At 44.7% G+C, this 17,058-nt stretch carries 14 protein-coding genes; 13 read left to right on the top strand and 1 reads right to left on the bottom strand.

What is annotated here, in order from left to right; translation table 11 throughout:
• Positions 1 to 16 precede the first annotated feature (16 nt).
• The 12 genes from HXT57_RS05635 (at position 17) to HXT57_RS05580 (ending at position 12,249) form a co-directional block, all read left to right on the top strand.
• Positions 17 to 802: an anchored repeat-type ABC transporter ATP-binding subunit gene (locus HXT57_RS05635; protein ID WP_421783526.1), complete on the top strand. Its 786-nt coding sequence runs from the start codon at positions 17 to 19 to the stop codon at positions 800 to 802.
• The gene (locus tag HXT57_RS05630) at positions 802 to 1,665 is read left to right on the top strand and encodes an anchored repeat-type ABC transporter permease subunit (RefSeq protein WP_421783524.1); all 864 of its coding nucleotides are present in this window, start codon (positions 802 to 804) and stop codon (positions 1,663 to 1,665) included. Before HXT57_RS05635 ends, HXT57_RS05630 begins: the two co-directional genes overlap by 1 nt.
• A gap of 20 nt (positions 1,666 to 1,685) precedes the next feature.
• Positions 1,686 to 2,570, top strand: a complete 885-nt coding sequence (locus HXT57_RS05625) for a lysophospholipid acyltransferase family protein (protein ID WP_421783522.1) — start codon at positions 1,686 to 1,688, stop codon at positions 2,568 to 2,570.
• 141 nt (positions 2,571 to 2,711) lie between these two features.
• Complete coding sequence (locus HXT57_RS05620) at positions 2,712 to 3,707, top strand: NAD(P)H-dependent glycerol-3-phosphate dehydrogenase (protein ID WP_415692833.1); 996 nt, start codon at positions 2,712 to 2,714, stop codon at positions 3,705 to 3,707.
• 71 nt (positions 3,708 to 3,778) lie between these two features.
• Complete coding sequence (locus HXT57_RS05615) at positions 3,779 to 4,921, top strand: D-alanine--D-alanine ligase family protein (protein WP_415692832.1); 1,143 nt, start codon at positions 3,779 to 3,781, stop codon at positions 4,919 to 4,921.
• Between the two features lie 87 nt (positions 4,922 to 5,008).
• Positions 5,009 to 6,010 carry a CPBP family intramembrane glutamic endopeptidase gene (locus tag HXT57_RS05610; RefSeq protein ID WP_421783519.1) on the top strand — a complete coding sequence of 334 codons (1,002 nt, stop codon included), beginning with the start codon at positions 5,009 to 5,011 and terminating at the stop codon, positions 6,008 to 6,010.
• 65 nt (positions 6,011 to 6,075) lie between these two features.
• On the top strand, positions 6,076 to 7,446 hold the full coding sequence (locus HXT57_RS05605; RefSeq protein WP_421783517.1) for a homoserine dehydrogenase: 1,371 nt from the start codon (positions 6,076 to 6,078) through the stop codon (positions 7,444 to 7,446).
• Positions 7,447 to 7,465: 19 nt separating this feature from the next.
• Positions 7,466 to 8,533 (top strand): homoserine kinase, encoded by a 1,068-nt coding sequence (gene thrB / locus HXT57_RS05600; RefSeq protein ID WP_076003080.1) that lies wholly within the window; start codon positions 7,466 to 7,468, stop codon positions 8,531 to 8,533.
• Between the two features lie 33 nt (positions 8,534 to 8,566).
• Positions 8,567 to 9,994, top strand: a complete 1,428-nt coding sequence (locus tag HXT57_RS05595; RefSeq protein ID WP_012914485.1) for a Maf family nucleotide pyrophosphatase — start codon at positions 8,567 to 8,569, stop codon at positions 9,992 to 9,994.
• A gap of 409 nt (positions 9,995 to 10,403) precedes the next feature.
• Entirely contained in the window at positions 10,404 to 11,264 is an 861-nt protein-coding gene (locus HXT57_RS05590) for a KilA-N domain-containing protein (protein WP_421783514.1), read from the top strand.
• A 331-nt stretch (positions 11,265 to 11,595) separates the two neighbouring features.
• Positions 11,596 to 11,949, top strand: coding sequence for a hypothetical protein (locus tag HXT57_RS05585; RefSeq protein WP_421783513.1), 354 nt, complete (start codon positions 11,596 to 11,598; stop codon positions 11,947 to 11,949).
• Between the two features lie 12 nt (positions 11,950 to 11,961).
• Positions 11,962 to 12,249: a hypothetical protein gene (locus HXT57_RS05580; RefSeq protein ID WP_004109139.1), complete on the top strand. Its 288-nt coding sequence runs from the start codon at positions 11,962 to 11,964 to the stop codon at positions 12,247 to 12,249.
• 47 nt (positions 12,250 to 12,296) lie between these two features.
• Here the strand turns inward: HXT57_RS05580 and HXT57_RS05575 are convergent, their stop codons facing one another.
• Positions 12,297 to 13,238, bottom strand: coding sequence for an AEC family transporter (locus tag HXT57_RS05575; protein WP_004109142.1), 942 nt, complete (start codon positions 13,236 to 13,238; stop codon positions 12,297 to 12,299).
• 393 nt (positions 13,239 to 13,631) lie between these two features.
• Here HXT57_RS05575 and HXT57_RS05570 point away from each other — a divergent pair, with 393 nt between their 5' ends.
• The gene (locus tag HXT57_RS05570; protein ID WP_064621513.1) at positions 13,632 to 16,913 is read left to right on the top strand and encodes an Rne/Rng family ribonuclease; all 3,282 of its coding nucleotides are present in this window, start codon (positions 13,632 to 13,634) and stop codon (positions 16,911 to 16,913) included.
• The last annotated feature ends 145 nt before the right edge of the window (positions 16,914 to 17,058 follow it).

Here is a 17,058-nt window from a genome sequence, read left to right as displayed (position 1 = left end):
GTTAAAGGTAATAAATATGGAAGAAAATGCAGTAATTTGCGCACAAAATTTGAATATTTCGTACGGGAATCGCGCTGTTGTAAAAGATGTTTCTTTTACCATTAATAGTGGCGAATTCGTGGGATTACTTGGCGCAAACGGTGCCGGTAAAACAACGCTATTTCGTGCAATTATGGGTTTGATTCCGCATACTGGAAAACTCGAAGTGCGTGCTCCTCATATGGAAGGTGCGAAACTTAATTCTCGCGTATCTTACGTTGGATACGTGCCTCAACGTCACGATATTGCGTGGGATTTCCCACTTTCTGTTTTAGATGTAGTGATGATGGGTAGGATTCGTCATATTGGTTACGTTCGTCGTGCTAAAAAAGAAGATTACGAGATCGCATTAAACTCGCTTGAACGCACAGGAATGGCTGATTTCCAAGATCGCACGATTGGTGAACTTTCTGGAGGTCAGCGGCAACGCGTTCTTGTTGCGCGAGCATTGGCTGGAGAGCCGCGTTTACTTTTGCTAGACGAACCGTTTACTGGACTTGATATGCCTACTCAGGAGCTGCTTACCGATTTGTTCTTAAAATTGTCTGCTTCTGGTGAAGCAATTCTCATGAGCTCGCACGATATTATTGGTTCAATTAACTCATGCTCGAGAATAATGCTATTTGATGGCACTATTGTGGGCGACGATGAGCCGCAACATTTGCAAACAGAACAGTGGGTACGAACCTTCCACGTAGCTCCGCAAAATCCGCTTATTAAAGCAGTTGAGCGCGTTGGTAAGGAAAGTGTGGTGAAAGAGTAATGTTATCTCCAATAGAATTTATACAAGATTTAACAAATCCAGACCTTTGGTTTTTGCTAAAAGCGCTTATTGTAGCGTGCCTTTCTAGCGTAATTTGCGGTGTAGTTGGATGCTACGTAGTACTTAGAGGAATGGCGTTTATTGGAGATGCTGTAGCTCACTCAGTATTCCCAGGACTTGCTATAGCCTTCGTATTGCAAGGGAATCTGCTATTTGGAGGAGCACTCGCAGGAGTTGCAACTGCGCTAATCGTATCTATTTTTAGCCAAAATCGCAGGCTTCGCGAAGACTCATTTATTGGCGTATTTTTCGTATCTGCTTTCGCTCTTGGAATTGTGATTATTTCTAAAGCATCTGGCTACGCCGGCTCTTTGGAATCCTTCTTGTTTGGCTCGATTACAGGTATTCCTGATTCAGATATTGCTGTTGTTGCTTTTACTGGTTTGATTATTTTGGCTATATTATGCATGTTCCACAAAGAGCTTGTGTGCGTATCGATGGATCGAGAAACTTCGCGCGCAATGGGATTGCCAGTTGCATGGTTAGATGGAATGTTGTACGTGTTAGTGGCTATCGCTGTAGTTGTTTCCGTGCAAATTATTGGAAACGTGCTTGTGCTTGCTCTGCTTGTGACTCCTGCTGCAACTGCGCGACTGCTTACCGATCGGCTATCTAGGATGATGATTTTAGCTCCTGTTATTGGTTGCGTTTCTTCGATTGTTGGAATGTATATTTCGTGGAGCTTTGATACAGCAACAGGCGGAACAATTGTGCTCGTAGCAACCGCTCTATTCGTGCTCGCTTGGGCGTGCTCTCCTAAACATGGGTTGATTGCAAAAGTAGGTCGTAGCGTAGGTTTATAGCATGCTGCACAATAGAAAGCATGGTATCAAAAGGAAAACCTTCGCCAAGAAGTGCAGTAAAACCACTCAGTGATGAGCAAGTAAAGCTTTTAGCAAGTAAACACAATTTAGTTGATCCAACGTATTACTATCCAACAGGAAAACGTAAGCCAAATCAGGCAGAAATTGACGCGCAAAATCCTAAGGCTGCTGAAAGATTGTTAGAAGGAACGTCGCGCGTATTGCGTTCGCGCTGCAAAGTACGCGCGTGGGGATTGGAAAACGTGCCAGAAGAAGGCGTGTTTATTACAGCTTGCACGCATGTGACGATGTTTGACGTTTTCATACCTATGACTGCACTATTCCACCAAGGTCGTCGTCCGCGCTACATGGCAAAAGCGGAACTCGCTCACTGGCCAATCTTAGGCAAATGGTTTCAGTTTGTAGGCATGCAGCCGGTTCCTCGCAGAAGCGGAAAAGCGCGAGAAATAGAAGAAGAATCTATTAAAATTCTCACAAATGGCAGACCTTTAAGTGTATGGCCTGAAGGAACAGTTACGCGCGATCCTAAAAAATGGCCGATGAGCATGAAGCCCGGAGTTGGAATAATCGCTCTCGAAGCATCGCGTAGACTCGGACATCAGATTCCGCTATTTTGCGCTGTTGTGTGGGGTGCTGCAAGCATTAACCACTGGTGGCCGTGGCCAAAGAAAAATGTTGTAATGTGCTACGATACCCAACTCGATTATTCCGACTTGCTGCAGGGAAGCGAAAATTGGGGAGAGCTACCTCCTCTTGAATCTGCTGAAGAGTTGGCTCGTCGCGTGCGTGTGCGTATGACGCAGATTATGGAAGAAATTCGTGGAGAAAAATCTCCTGCAGGATACTTCGATTACAGGCAGATGAAACGCGTTACGGAAGAATAAAAAATATACAGAAGAATAAAATAAAGTATCTTTTATAAATCCCGTAAAGCGGCATGTGTAGAATTATGTAATAGTGTGATTACAAATAAATAGCTATACAGTAGCTTATAAAACTCACAACCGAAAGGCAGGACGTAAAACATGAACGTTACGGTGTTGGGTGCTGGTGCTTGGGGAACTGCGTTTGGACAAGTACTTGCGGATGCAGGAAATCAAGTGACAATGTGGGCAATAGAGCCGGAAATTGTTGAAGGAATTCGCGATCATCATCATAATGGCGTGCGTCTGCCTAGCGTAGAAAAACTTCCAGAAAACATGACTGCAACTGGGGATCGAGCAGAGGCTGTTGCAAATGCGGATATTGTAGTCGTGGCGATTGCGGCACAGTTTGCTCGCGTTGCGTTGGAAGGTTTTGTGGGTTTGATTCCACAAAATGCGATCGTTGTTTCGCTGATGAAAGGCATTGAGCGCACAACTGGAAAGCGCATGGATGAAGTCGTGTGCGAAGCTTTGAACTTACCGCGTAACCGTTTTGCTGCACTTTCCGGACCAAACTTGAGCAAGGAAGTTGCATCTCGCCACCCGGCTGCAGCAGTAGTTGCTTGCGCAGAAAAATCTCAGGCAGAAGTAGTTGCAAAAGCATGCTCAAACAGCTACTTTAAAGCATTTGTGTCAACAGACGTAATCGGCGTAGAAATGTGTGGCTCGCTTAAAAACGTGGTTGCGCTCGCAGTTGGTATGGCTCGAGGTGCAGGTTATGGCGAAAATACTGCAGCTATGATTGAAACGCGCGGTCTTGCAGAGTTGACGGCATTGGGTGTTGCGGAAGGCGCAGATTCGCGCACTTTTGCAGGTCTTGCTGGCTTTGGTGATTTAGTTGCAACTTGTGGATCTCCTCTAAGCCGAAATTACACTTTTGGGTCAAATCTTGGTAAAGGCATGAGCGTTGAAGAAGCAACAGCTGTGAGCAATGGTGTTGCAGAAGGCGTGCCAACTACAAGCGCAGTAGTTGCAATGGGCAAGCGTTTGGGTGTTGCGACTCCGCTCGCAAGTGCAATGGCTCGCGTGCTTGAAGAAGGAATCTCCTGCCAAGAAATGCTCGCAATGCTTTTCGACGACGACGTTTGCGAAGAGTAAGTAGCGTTTGCGAAAATAATCAAAACTAGTCCAAAATAATTAGAATAATTCAAAATATATAAAGGAAAAAAATGACGAAAAAGCGTGTAGTGTTCTTGTATGGCGGTAAGGCAGACGAACATTCGATTTCTTGCATATCTGCTGCTGGAGTGCTCAGTGCTGTAGACGAAAATCGTTTTGACATTGTGCGGATCGCAATCACAAAACAAGGCGAATGGATTGTTGGCGGCGAAGATCCGCGAAACTTCCGTATGGAAGAAGGAGAGCTTCCGGTAATAACAAAAACTGCTGGAACGCGCGATGTTGTGCTAGACCCTGCCAAAGGCGCAGACGGATTTTTAGCCCGCGAAAATGACGGTACACTTACAAGTTTGGGTCATATTGACGCAGTTTTCCCAGTTCTTCACGGTCCAAACGGTGAAGATGGCACTTTGCAAGGCTTGCTAGAAATGATGCAAGTTCCATACGTTGGTTGCGGAGTGTTGGCTTCGGCTGCGTGCATGGATAAATACTATGCAAAGCAACTGTTTAAAGCTGCCGGAATTAATGTTGCTCCTGGAATTGCACTTGATGCGCGCAAGTTTGCAAGCGACGCGGAAAATCGCTTTGATGCATACGCAGAAGAAATTCTTGCTCAAGTTGAAGCAGCAAAACTCGAGTATCCGCTTTTTGTAAAGCCAAGCCGCGCAGGATCTAGCTTTGGAGTTACAAAAGTTGAATCGCGCGATGCTAAAGCCTTAGCAGAAGCTATTTTTGAGGCTTCAGAGCACGATTGGCGAGTGTTAGTAGAGCAGGGAATTGACGCTCGAGAAATTGAGTGCGCGGTTCTTGCAGCTCGCGACGGCGAAGAACCGAAAGCAAGCTGGCCTGGAGAAGTTGTGCTAGACAAGCGCGAGGCTGGTGAAGACCAGTTCTACGATTTTGACAGCAAATACATGGATTCCGCAGCTTCGCACGTTGAAGTTCCAGCAAACTTGCCAGCGGAAACTTTAGAGCGCGTTCGCAAAACGGCGCTTGCAGCGTTCAAAGCGGCAGATGGGCGGGGACTAAGTCGCGTAGATTCTTTTGTAACTAAAGATGGTCGCGTAATTCTTAACGAAATCAACACGATGCCTGGATTTACGCCAATCTCCATGTATCCAAAAGCTTGGGAAGCAACTGGAATAAGCTACAGCGATTTAATCACAAAGCTTATTGAAGGCGTTTTGAAATAATTTAATCAACTGTAAAGCAGAAACAAAAGCAGAAACAAAAAGCAGCAATTAAATCAGCAGCAAAAGCAGCAATAAAAAGGAATAAGTATGCAAGATTTGCAAAATTCATGGCGCGACGACACTTATTTGTTAGCGCGCAAACGTCAAGGAACTATTGGCATGTCTTTATGCGTATTCCTCGTAGTTTGGATTGCTGTTGCCTATGTTCTTGGAGTCCTTTCTTCACAGTTTGTACCTAAGAGCATGCTAAGCGACTCTCTTAACACATTACTTGTGTCGGATATTTCGCAGTATTTAGTCGCTTTGCCAATCGCAATGCTTATTATGCGCACTGTTCCTGCGGCAAAAACCCGACAATTCTCTATGAAATTTAGCCAATTTGGCGGATTCTTTGCTGTGTGCATACCGATTATGTACATTGGTAATATAGTTGGCGTTTTCCTAGCAACAGTTCTTAGCGGTGGCAAAGCAGAAAATCGCGTATCAGACACTATTGCAGCGGGAAATATGTGGGAAACCTTCATATTCGTGGTAATTCTTGCGCCAATTGTGGAAGAATGGCTTTTTAGAAAACAGCTGCTTTCTCGTTTGCGCGCGTACGGAGAAAAGCGAGCTATTGTATTTTCTGCACTTGCTTTCGCGCTTTTCCATATGAACATTTTCCAATTCTTCTACGCATTTGGACTTGGACTTGTTTTTGGCTACATTTATATTCGTACGTCCAAGTTGAGCTACAGCATATTTCTTCATATGATTGTGAATTTCCAAGGAAGCATAGTTGCAATGTGGTTGGAAAAGCAGCTGGTTGATGCAAGCGGAAATATGATTGACGTAGAAAAGATGTCTCGTCAGGAATTAACTAGACTGCCAACCGGTTTTATTCTAGCTGGAATTCATGGGATGTTTATGATTGCCATGCTTATAGTAGGCGTGGTTTTGCTAGTTCGCCGCCGCAAGTATCTTGTATTCTTCAATGCTCCGCAAGAACTTCCGAATAAAGCTGGCAACAAAACATTGTACGGAACTGTTGGAGTAATAGCATTTTTGATTATTTCAATACTTCTTAATTTGCTAATGTTATTTGTGTAAAAGCGAGTAAAAAATAATCGCATAAAAATAAAATATAAAATAAATCAACGAAGGAGGCGAAAGTTATGCAAAGCAATCAGTCGACTAAAACTATTCGCGTAGGCCTACTTGGGGCTGGAACTGTTGGGTCTCAAACAGCGCGACTAATAGTTGAACAGTTCAATGAGCTTAAGAAGCGAACTGGCGCTGAAATTGAGCTTGCAGCAGTTGCATGCTTACGCCCGGAAGAAGTTGATGCGCCTTGGATTAAGCGTGATTTGCTAACTACAGACACTGCCTCTTTGTGCGCTCGCGAAGACATTGATATTATAGTCGAGCTTATTGGCGGACTTGAGCCGGCTCATACTTTTGTAAAAAGTGCGCTATGCCACGGAAAATCTGTTGTTACTGCAAATAAAGCGTTGCTTGCGAAGTTTGGTCCGGAATTATACGAGTGTGCAGAAAGTCACGGAGTTGACTTGTACTTTGAGGCGGCTGCAGCAGGAGCGATTCCTATTGTTCGACCGCTTCGAGAGTCGCTTATTGGTGACAAAATTACGCAAATTTTCGGAATTGTAAACGGAACTACCAACTATATTCTTGACGAAATGACTGTGCGTGGACTTGATTTTGATTTGGCTTTGCACGCAGCTCAAGAAAAGGGTTATGCTGAGGCAGATCCGACCGGAGATGTTGAAGGTTTCGATGCTGCAAATAAAGCTGCGATTCTTGCAACTCTTGCATTCCAAATGCCAGTAAGTATTGACGATGTATCCGTTGAAGGAATTAGCGCGATTACTGCTGAAGATATTGCTGCAGCGAGCGCGGAAAAGCGTGTAATTAAGCTACTTGCAGCAGTCGAAAGGCATTGCGATGGTAAGTCAAAATCGGATGGCGGAGTAAGTGTTAATGTGTATCCGGCGCTTGTTGGTGCGGAGCACCCTTTGGCGTCGGTTCACGGCAGTTTTAATGCTGTGTTTGTGAAGGCGCAGGCTGCGGACGATTTGATGTTCTACGGACGCGGTGCCGGCGGTGCTCCAACTGCAAGTGCTGTTGTTGGAGATGTTGTTAGTGCTGCTCGAAATCTTGTGCGTGGATGCGCAGGTTTTGGCGTGCCAATGTATAACAAGTATGTGCCGGCTTCTAGCGAGCAGACTAGAGCGGATTTTGTGATTCGTTGCAATATGGAAGATACTTCTTTGGCTTTGTGCAGCGAAGTTATGGATGTTTTTGTAGATCATGGCGTTGCAGCTGAACGTTTGGCTTCGGCGTGCCAAGCTAAGTATGCGCAAACTGAAGCTGATTCGGATTGCCCACAGTGCGGTCTTGGTGGACCTGGCAGTGTGCGCGTGCTTGTGCGCGAATGTTCGGAAGCTGCAGTTCAAGCTATTTGTGAGGATTTGCAGAAGTTGGATGTTGTGTGTGGAAAGCCGCTAGTTTTGCGCGTTATAAAGTAGAGAAGCTGCAGGTGGTCGTATGAAGCCAGTGTGTAACAGTGTTTCCGTGCGCGTGCCAGCGACTAGCGCAAATCTTGGTTCTGGTTTTGATACAGCCGGTATTGCGCTTGATTATGCGGATTCTTTAGTTTTTACTCTGGATGATAATCATTCTAAAAATTCGCTTGATTATGCTGGAAACGTGCGCGTAATTATTCACGGCGAAGGCGAGGATACGCTTCCAAAAGATGAAACGCATCTAGTTGTAGCGACTTTTCGCAAAGCTTGCAAAATATTTGGTCTGCCAAACTTGCGATTTACGTTAGAAGCGCATAATCGGATTCCGCAAGCGCGCGGTATGGGCTCTTCTGCAGAAGCGATTGTTGCTGCAGTTGCTGCTGCTTGGGCTTTTGCGCACGAAGGTGAGCTTAATCGCGAAGCAATTTTCGAAATCGCGGCCGCAATTGAAGGTCATCCAGACAATGTTGCTCCTGCAGTTTTTGGCGGTTTAACGATGAGCTGGAAGCTTGATGCTGGGGAAGGCAAAGGTTCTGTGCGCGTGGCTGGAGATTGTGAAACTCCGCTTTCTACCGGTTTTCATACTGTGCGATACAAAGTTTCGCAAGATATTTCCGTGTCTGTATTTGTTCCTGATTTCGAGCTTTCTACAGAGCTTGCTAGGCGCGCGCTTCCAGCAAAAGTGCCGTATGGTGACGCAATATTTAACGTGTCGCGAGTTGCAATGCTACCGGTTGCTTTTGGTGAGTTAAATAGCGATTCTGAAAATGAATTAGGCACAATAAAATCTGATATTTCGAGAAATGCGTTACTTTTTGCAGCAACTCAAGATGCTCTTCATCAACCGTATCGTGCAAATCTTATGAAAGATTCATGGAAGCTAGTGGAAACGTTGCGCGAGCATGGTTTTGCTGCAGCGATTTCGGGAGCAGGATCGTGCGTTGCTGTATTTTATGCAGGAGACGCTGAGTGCAATAAGAGTGCGGTTCAAAAAATCGACGCGATTGCTGAGCCGTGGCTTTCGCGTGCTGGCTGGCGTGTTTTGCATGTGCAGGTTGATTCTATTGGCGTTGCAATAACTCGCGAATAACCTATGTGAAGTTGTAAAAGGGAAGGGTAAGGTATGACAGTTTCGTTGATTTTGGCCTCACAGTCTCCAGCGCGTAGGGCTGTTTTGGCGGCCGCTGGCGTGATTCCGGTAATTCACGTAAGCGAAGTGGATGAGCCGGCGGCTTTGCGTGATGCCGCTAGTGAGCGAGGTACGAGCGTTGAGCAGTTGAACGTTGAGCAGCGAGTTTCTATTTTGGCTCGTGCAAAAGCTCAAGCTGTGTACCATGCGTGGAAGTGTGTGGCGGATGCGGCTGCTTCGGCTAGTGGCGATTTAGTTGTGGGGTATCCGCTGGAAGCTGAACCTGCGGGATCTGAATCTTCTGAATCTGCTGGTAATGCTTTAGCAAGCGATTCGCAATCAGACGTAACGCATAACGTAGATACGGCGCAAACTCGCGATTTTTCAGGCGTTACTGTTCCTACAAAAACTTTCGATATTCACGATTTTGCATATACGAGTAAATCTTCTCATGATTGTAGCGGTGTGCTGATTGTTGGCTGCGATTCCATGTTCTTACTCGATGGTGAGTGCTACGGAAAGCCGCATACTCCTGAAGTGGCATTTGAGAGAATCAAGCAGATGAGTGGAAAAACGGGACAATTGTGGACTGGTCACTGCTTAATCGACGCAAAAACCGGCAAAACTATTTGCAAAACAAGTCATGCAAGCGTAACTTTTGCGCAAATGAATGACGCGGAAATTCGCGCGTATGTAGCAACTGGTGAGCCTCTGGAAGTGGCAGGATCCTTTACGTTAGAAGGTTTTGGCGGAGCTTTTATTGAAAGCATTAATGGAGATCCTCACGGTGTTCTTGGAATCAGCTTGCCGCTGCTGAGACAAATGGTTTCGGAGCTTGGATACGCTTGGCCGGATTTGTGGAATAAGGAAAGCTTGGAAGAAACTGGCGAAAAGAATGATCCGACTTCCACGGAAGTGCCTAAAGAAAATGTGCATCAGCCGGGAGATGGCTGGGTGCATTGCGATTGTGGCCGCAGACATTGGGGTCATAACGGAGCTGCTGGAGTGCTGCTTGCTAGGCGAGATGCTGAAACTGGTCGCGTGACGCACGTTGTGATGCAACATCGTGCTCTTTGGAGCGCTGAAGGTGGCACTTGGGGCATCCCTGGTGGCGCAATTTCCGACGGAGAAAGCGCGATTGAGGGCGCGTTGCGTGAGTCTTTCGAGGAAGCAAATATCACTTCGGGAGATATTGAAGTTGTTGGAGCTTACCGCGAAGATCATGGAAATTGGTGTTATACAACGGTTTTTGCGTTTGAAAAGCCGGGGCATAGTGTGGATCCTTGCGCGCACGACGACGAGAGTATGGAAATTAAGTGGATGCCGATTGACGACGTGCCTAAGCTGAAGCTGCTTACGGCAATGCGCACTGATTGGCCGTCGTTCCGCGCTCGTCTCGATTCTCTTGCCTCGATTCGCTAGTTGCGCAAAGGTAAGTGCGCAAAGATAGCTTCAATTTGGAAGTAGACTTCTAAGTATGAGTTAGTTTTGCGGAATTTGGAAGTAGACTTCCAACTTTTGCCATTTTGCACTAAACTTGGAAGTAGACTTCCAACTTGCGAAATTTTATTTAGAGTATTGTTTTGGGACTTAACTTTTTTATTTTATCTACGTGTTTGCGTTGCTTTTAATCTATGAAATCTTATAAAATACTACTTATGCGCTGGTGCATGCTAGTTTTCTGCTAGTTGTTAGATGTTTTGTGGCTTGTGCTTGATTTTGTAATTTTGCTTGTGATTCATGGGTTTTGTGTTAAGCGCATAGAAATAAAGTAAACAAATCAAATAAAGCAACTAATTGCGTAAATTTGCGTAAATATTAGGGGGCAATTATGTCTAATGCATCAAATATTAAAAAAGATATTATTACAGCAAAAGGCTTTACAATTCAGGTTTATACGGAAGATTTTAGGAATGATTACGTTAGTTTAACCGATATTGCGAGATATAAAAACAAAGAAGAGCCTAAAGATGTTGTTAAAAACTGGCTGAGAGTGAAGAATACTATTGAGTTCTTGGGATTGTGGGAGAGTATTAACAATCCTAATTTTAAAGGGGTCGAATTCGACTCCTTTAAGAATGAGGCTGGTTCTAATGCTTTTACTTTATCTTCTAAAAGATGGGTAGAATCAACAAATGCTATTGGCATAGTTTCCAAATCTGGTAAGAATGGCGGAACTTACGCTCATAAAGATATAGCATTTAAGTTTGCGGCTTGGATCTCAGCAGAATTTGAACTATATATTATCAAAGATTATCAAAGACTTAAATCTGATGAGGGTTCCAGGCTTTCGTTGAATTGGAATTTGAACCGTGAGATTTCGAAGATTAATTACAAGATTCATACGGATGCTATTAAAGAATATTTGTTGAAGGATTTGACTTCTGAGCAGTTGATGTATAAGTATGCAAATGAAGCAGATTTGTTAAATGTTGCATTGTTTAATAAGACTGCTAAGCAATGGAGAGACGCAAATCCTAAGTCAAAAGGAAACATTCGAGACGAGGCGAGTATTAATGAACTTCTGGTATTGGCGAATATGGAAAGCTATAATGTTGTTTTGATTTCTAAGGGTTTACCACAGGAAGATCGAATGGTGGAACTTAGAAATTTGGCGCGAGCGCAGATTTTATCCCTTGAGAATTTGAATAATTCTGGAATAAAGAGTTTGGATTCCGTGTTAAAAAGTTGAGTTTAATCACTTTTTTAATTCTGCACTTAATGCTGATATTTACCTCGTCTTCTGGTACGTGTGCAGTACAGTTTCCGCGCGTGTCTTGATTCTCTTGCCTCGACTCGTTAGCTGTGCAAAGATAGCTGCGCAAAGGTAGCTTCAATTTGGAAGTAGACTTCCAAGTATGAGTTAGTTTTGCGGAATCTGAGAGCAGACTTCCAACTTTTGCCAATTTGCATTAGGCTTTTTGCATGCTTTTATTAGTTCGATTAGCCATATTTTGATAATCTCTGGCACAATGTGATAATATTTCGTATACGAAAGTATTGAGAGTTGGGAGATAATATTTATGAAGGTTTTAGTGCATCCTAGAGTTATTCGAAAACGACCTTGGTTCAGCGAAACTGAAGTAATAAATATGTGGAACTCATCTTGTAGAGAGCTTCCCAGGCAAGGTGAATATGAGCTCTTTCCGCTTTTATTGACAATGAGAATCTTCGAGCTTCCCAGGCAAGGTGAATATGAGCCTAGTCAGATGCTTTCATTTGCTTGGGATTCTCGCGGAGTTATTACGGAACTTATTGCATATAAGGGCGAAGATGGGGAATGGATTATTTTTCATGTAGTGCCTGCAACTAAAAAGTTTCTTGCTGAAATGGGATTTAGTCAAGAAGAAATTAGACAAATTTTTGGTAGAAGATAGGTAGGAGTGATTATGGCTAATTTTCGTGGTGAAGGTGGCGTTGATGTCACTGATGAAATGCTTGATAAATGGGAAAGTGATGCTGAAAAAGGCAAATATCACGGTAAAGCTGGTAATTTGCGTATTAAAAAGCCGCTCGGCAGACCGCCTCTTTACAAAGAAGCTATGTTGCCTATAACTTTTCGTATATCTGCTGAAGATGCTGATGCTCTAAAAGCTTCTGCGGATAAGCAGGGTGTGAAGATTGGGGATGTTGTGCGCGAAGCATGCAAACTGCTTCTTGCTCAAAAAGCAAGATGATTACAAAGTGTTGTGATTGCAAAGTTCTACGATTGCGCGCGGATTAATCACCCCAAAATAGCGGCGATTACTGCTATGCAAATTGGGCTAGTGACAGTAGAAAACAGTATGCCGTCGCGCGCAAAACTTAAGCCGACGTTGTAGCGCGCAGCATAATTGTAAACGTTTTGACCGGTTGGAAGTGCCGCCAGCACAACGCACGCATACAAAGTCGCCCCGCGAAAACCCATAACAAAATAAGCTAGCAAAAATGCAATTGCAGGCATAATAAGATTTTTTAGCACAGCAACAGTGGCAATAGCAGCGCGATTGGAATCTTTTCGTAAAGGTTTGCTTCCGTAAAGCGACATTCCAAAAGCCATTAAAATCATTGGAACTGCAGAATCGCCAATCATCTTAATTGGATCGTAAAGAAAATTAGGAACAGGGAAGTAGCCAACTTTTGCGGAAATTGCAGAAATAATAATTCCACCAAGCGAACCAATTAAAAGTGGCTGTTTTAAAGGCTGCTGAGCGATGCGTTTAAGCGAACATTTTCCAGTAGTTGTAATGTCGAGAACCGTCAAACCAACAGGAGTAAATACAGCCTGTTGCATAACTAAAATCGGAGCAACAAGCGCAGGATTTCCCAAAATATAAGTCGCAACCGGCAAGCCAATATTGTTGGAATTTAAATAAAGAGAATTGAGAGCACCTACAGTGCAGTCGGCTGCAGGAAGATGGAAGCAAAAGCGATTAAGCAGCACGAACGCAACTCCAACAAGCATTGCAGAAAAGAATGCAACAAAAATCGAAGAGTGAAAAATCTCAAAAATAGGCTCTTTAGAAAGTATTGCAAACATTAAGCAAGGGCTGGAAACGAAAAAACTTACGCGATTTAGGACCATTTGAGCCTGTGAACCGCCAACGCGCATGCGAGCAGTAACATAGCCTGCAGCAATAACAATGCCAATTACGCAAAAGCCTTGCATTGCGCTGATTAAGCCCATTTCTTGCCTCCAAAATTCGTTAATTGCACGCAAATTGCATGCGTGCGAACCTATGCTGTAACTATAGGAGAGATACGCAACTTTTATGTGCGTTATGGATGAGTTTGAAATTATTGGAATTTTTAGTAACTGCTAATTGGCTTAAAACAGCGATGCAAATTTTAATATTCAACGAGTCATATATTTGACTCGGCAATATGGCATACTAGAGAGCGGTGGCACTGCAAGCCGCCAGGCAATCGATGGCGTCGATCCCCTCGTGAGCGTTTTCCGAGGCTGGCGTCCGCTGTCGCGCAGCTAGACTTTGTAAAGAGCTTTGGGGTGGCTCGCGCACGTGCGTGCTCAACTTAAAGCCAGGGATGCGAGGCGATGCAGCGTCTCGTGAGGAGCATAGTGCCCAGAATAATAAGAGAACGCTTCAATGAATCTGAAGCTGAAAATAGTAGAACTGTGTCTAAAACCGCTACTTCTGCGGAAATGTCCGGAATAATGCAATCTACAGATTTTGCGGAAAGTAATATAGCTGCCGGCGATACTTTGCAGCAAAGCTCTGGCGTTACGCGTCGCCGTCGCGGTCGACGAGTTACTCGTGGTGCCGGTGCGGCTGGAGAAGCAATGGAACTAAAAGTTGAGGATTCTAGTACGAAGGATTCTGAGCCGCATGTTGTTAAATCGCGCCCGATAACTTCGCTCCTATTCCAGGAGCCAGTTCTTCCTAAGGTAGTGAACAATCGTAGTGAAGAAAGCAGCAGTTCGCGTGATGACTTGCGTGACAACTCGCGTGATGTCTTGAATGATGATTTGCGTGATGATTTACGTGATATTTCTCGCGGAAGGCGCGGTGGACGCAACAGCCGCGATAGCCGTGATAGTCGCGATAGTCATGATAGCCGTGATAGTAGCGAACGCAAGTCACGTTCTGAAAGACGTGAGAATTCAAGCGAAATAAAGCGTGATAGTGGCAGAGGGAATAGTCGTGAAACATCGCGTGAAACAAGTCATTCTATGTATTCTCAAGATTCTGGGTACGCTAAGAATTTTCAGGATTCGCAAGATGATCGCGATGAAAAAACTCGCAAAAGCCAGCGTTCTCGCCGTTCTCGCAGATTGAATGCTGTTGAGCGACGTGCTGCAGCTGAAGTTGAGCAAATTGAAGAGGATCTTGCATACGACAATATTGTTTATGCTCCCATTGATACGCGCATCGATGAAACTCTTGATATTAGCGATATTTTATCTGCGGAAAATGCTTCAAATAGGCGTTCTAATCGTCGCAATATGTCGAATAACATCTCTAATGATGATGACGCTCGAAATGAAAATGGTGCAGTAGGCAGCAGAGATGGTAGCAATATCAGAGATAACAGAGATAGCCGCAATAGCAGTGACGAAGGCGATAACAGAGGTATAAACGACGATTATAATGCGAATAATGGCAACGATGACGATGAAATAATGATTACGCGTCGCCGTCGTCGCCGTCGTAGCTCTCGCGCTGATCGCAACGAAAGTCGCAACGAAAGCCGCGATTTTGACATCGATATTTCTAATGATATTGACGATGACGCGAATTCTCGCACAAAACGCGCAAGAATAGATGAAGTTTCTCAAGAAGATCGCGATTTAATTCCAGATCCAGAAGAACTTCGTGAGCAAGATGAGGAAGAAACTCTTTATACGCGTCGCCGTCGTCGCCGCCGTTCTAAATCCTCCGATGACGCAAATTCCGCGTCTTCTCAGGAAGAGTCATCCGACTACACTAATGCGAACGAGGATGACTTAACTTCTCGCCGCTCGCGCAAGCAGCAGTATATAGACGAAATTACGGATATTGAAGGCTCTACGCGACTTGAGGCAAAGCGCCAACGACGTAGAGATAATAGACGTGAGCGTAGCCGTCAGAACCTTCTTATGGAGCAAGATTTCCTTGCTCGTCGCGAAAATGTTGAACGATTAATGGTTGTTCGTGAGCGCGATCGCCACACGCAAATTTCCGTTATTGAAGACAATATTCTTGTAGAACATTATGTTTCTGATATTCAAGAAGTTGCTACTGTTGGAAATATTTATCTTGGGCGCATTCAAAACGTGCTTCCAAGCATGGAAGCGGCATTCGTAGATATTGGTCAAGCCAGGAATGGCGTGCTTTATGCAGGCGAAGTTAATTGGGATATGGCTCGTCTTGAAGGTCAGCCTCGTAGGATTGAGCTTGCGTTTAAGTCTGGTGATCCTGTGCTTGTGCAGGTTACTAAGGATCCAATTGGGCATAAGGGTGCTCGATTGACTTCGCAAGTAACTCTTGCAGGGCGTTTCTTAGTGCTTGTGCCATCTGGCGGCATGACCGGTGTGAGTCGCAAGCTTTCGGATCGAGAGCGCTCGCGTTTGCGTGCTATTGTGTCGAAGATTGCACCAAAAGATATGGGCGTTATTATTCGTACTGCTGCTGACGGCGCAAGCGAGGAGTCGATTGAAAAAGATTTAGATTCGCTTGTTAAGCAGTGGGAGCGCATTGAAGCTAAGCGCGAAGAATACTTGCATGGAAAGCGCCCTAAGCTGTTACAGGGTGAGCCTGATGTGGCAATTCGTGTCGTGCGCGATATTTTCAACGATGACTTCCAAAAGCTTATTGTTGAAGGCGAGGGAGTGCGTCAGCGAATTGATGAATATCTTGAGATGATGGCTCCAGATTTGCGCAGCAAGGTTGAATATTGGGATCCTGCTGAGCATGAAGGCAAGGACGTTTTCGATAAGTGGCAGATTGATAGTCAACTTCGTAAGGGTATGGAGCGTCAGGTTTATTTGCCGGCTGGTGGCTCTATCGTGATTGACCGTACGGAAGCAATGACTACGATCGATGTGAATACTGGACGATTTATTGGGCGTGGTAAGTCTTTGGAAGAAACGGTTACTCGTTGTAATTTGGAGGCTTCTGAAGAGATTGCGCGCCAGCTTCGTTTGCGCGATATTGGTGGCATGGTCATGATCGATTATGTCGATATGGTTATGCCAGCGAACCGCGATTTAGTTTTGCGTAGGCTTTTGGAATGCTTGGCTAGGGATCGCACGAAGCATCAAGTTGCTGAAGTTACGTCTCTTGGTCTTGTGCAAATGACGCGTAAACGCGTTGGTCAAGGCTTAGTTGAAGCGTTCTCTGAAGAGTGTCCAACGTGCAAGGGACGTGGGTTTATTTTGCACGATGAGCCTACTGTTTCTTCGGAATATGCAGATCCTTACGCGCTTAAGGGCGGAGATCCTTTTGTTAAAACAAACAAGTATGGTCACGGAAGCGCAACGGAACAGCCTGCGCCTGTTAAGCAGCAGGGTTCTAGTGCGGAAGTGAGAGCTAAGTTAGCGCGTATAGCTGCCGCGTCTGTAATTACTGACGCAGCTCATAAATCTGAAGAAGAAACGCAGTATAGCAATTTTTTGAATTCTGATGAAGAGTCTGTATCTTCTAAGGCGGATGAAACTAGCGAAGTTGCGGATGCTGGCGAAACCGCGGAAACTAGTGAAGTGGATAAAACTTCTGAAGACTTAGTTGAAAATAATTTAGAGGATACTACGCAAGAGATTGCTGAGTATACTGCGGAGCAACCTACGCAAGAAACTATGCAGGAAACTGCGCAAGATAATACGCAGGAAATTATGCAAGAAACTACAGAAAGTGATGATTGAGCCTCTGAATAGTGACTAAGTATATGCCTTGAGTACAATATTGAATATTGTCTGCATTGACTCATGAATCTAGCGACTTGACGTTAGTACATGGGTAGGTGTATTTTTGATAGTCGGTGTCTTGCCGCGCGTGTTTTGCTGTGCG

The organism is Gardnerella sp. KA00771 (genome assembly GCF_049244045.1).
GTDB classification, from domain to species: domain Bacteria; phylum Actinomycetota; class Actinomycetes; order Actinomycetales; family Bifidobacteriaceae; genus Bifidobacterium; species Bifidobacterium swidsinskii.
The sequence above is the reverse complement of the archived record's forward strand: the minus strand, read 5'-3'. Positions and strand labels throughout refer to the sequence as shown.

Excerpts from the sequence above, each read along its gene's own strand:
- HXT57_RS05575 (WP_004109142.1), bottom strand. The coding sequence starts at position 13,238 with ATGGGCTTAATCAGCGCAATGCAAGGCTTTTGCGTAATTGGCATTGTT.
- HXT57_RS05585 (WP_421783513.1), top strand. The coding sequence starts at position 11,596 with ATGAAGGTTTTAGTGCATCCTAGAGTTATTCGAAAACGACCTTGGTTC.
- HXT57_RS05635 (WP_421783526.1), top strand. The coding sequence starts at position 17 with ATGGAAGAAAATGCAGTAATTTGCGCACAAAATTTGAATATTTCGTAC.
- HXT57_RS05620 (WP_415692833.1), top strand. The coding sequence starts at position 2,712 with ATGAACGTTACGGTGTTGGGTGCTGGTGCTTGGGGAACTGCGTTTGGA.
- HXT57_RS05590 (WP_421783514.1), top strand. The coding sequence starts at position 10,404 with ATGTCTAATGCATCAAATATTAAAAAAGATATTATTACAGCAAAAGGC.
- HXT57_RS05595 (WP_012914485.1), top strand. The coding sequence starts at position 8,567 with ATGACAGTTTCGTTGATTTTGGCCTCACAGTCTCCAGCGCGTAGGGCT.
- HXT57_RS05615 (WP_415692832.1), top strand. The coding sequence starts at position 3,779 with ATGACGAAAAAGCGTGTAGTGTTCTTGTATGGCGGTAAGGCAGACGAA.
- HXT57_RS05625 (WP_421783522.1), top strand. The coding sequence starts at position 1,686 with ATGGTATCAAAAGGAAAACCTTCGCCAAGAAGTGCAGTAAAACCACTC.
- thrB (WP_076003080.1), top strand. The coding sequence starts at position 7,466 with ATGAAGCCAGTGTGTAACAGTGTTTCCGTGCGCGTGCCAGCGACTAGC.
- HXT57_RS05605 (WP_421783517.1), top strand. The coding sequence starts at position 6,076 with ATGCAAAGCAATCAGTCGACTAAAACTATTCGCGTAGGCCTACTTGGG.
- HXT57_RS05580 (WP_004109139.1), top strand. The coding sequence starts at position 11,962 with ATGGCTAATTTTCGTGGTGAAGGTGGCGTTGATGTCACTGATGAAATG.
- HXT57_RS05630 (WP_421783524.1), top strand. The coding sequence starts at position 802 with ATGTTATCTCCAATAGAATTTATACAAGATTTAACAAATCCAGACCTT.
- HXT57_RS05610 (WP_421783519.1), top strand. The coding sequence starts at position 5,009 with ATGCAAGATTTGCAAAATTCATGGCGCGACGACACTTATTTGTTAGCG.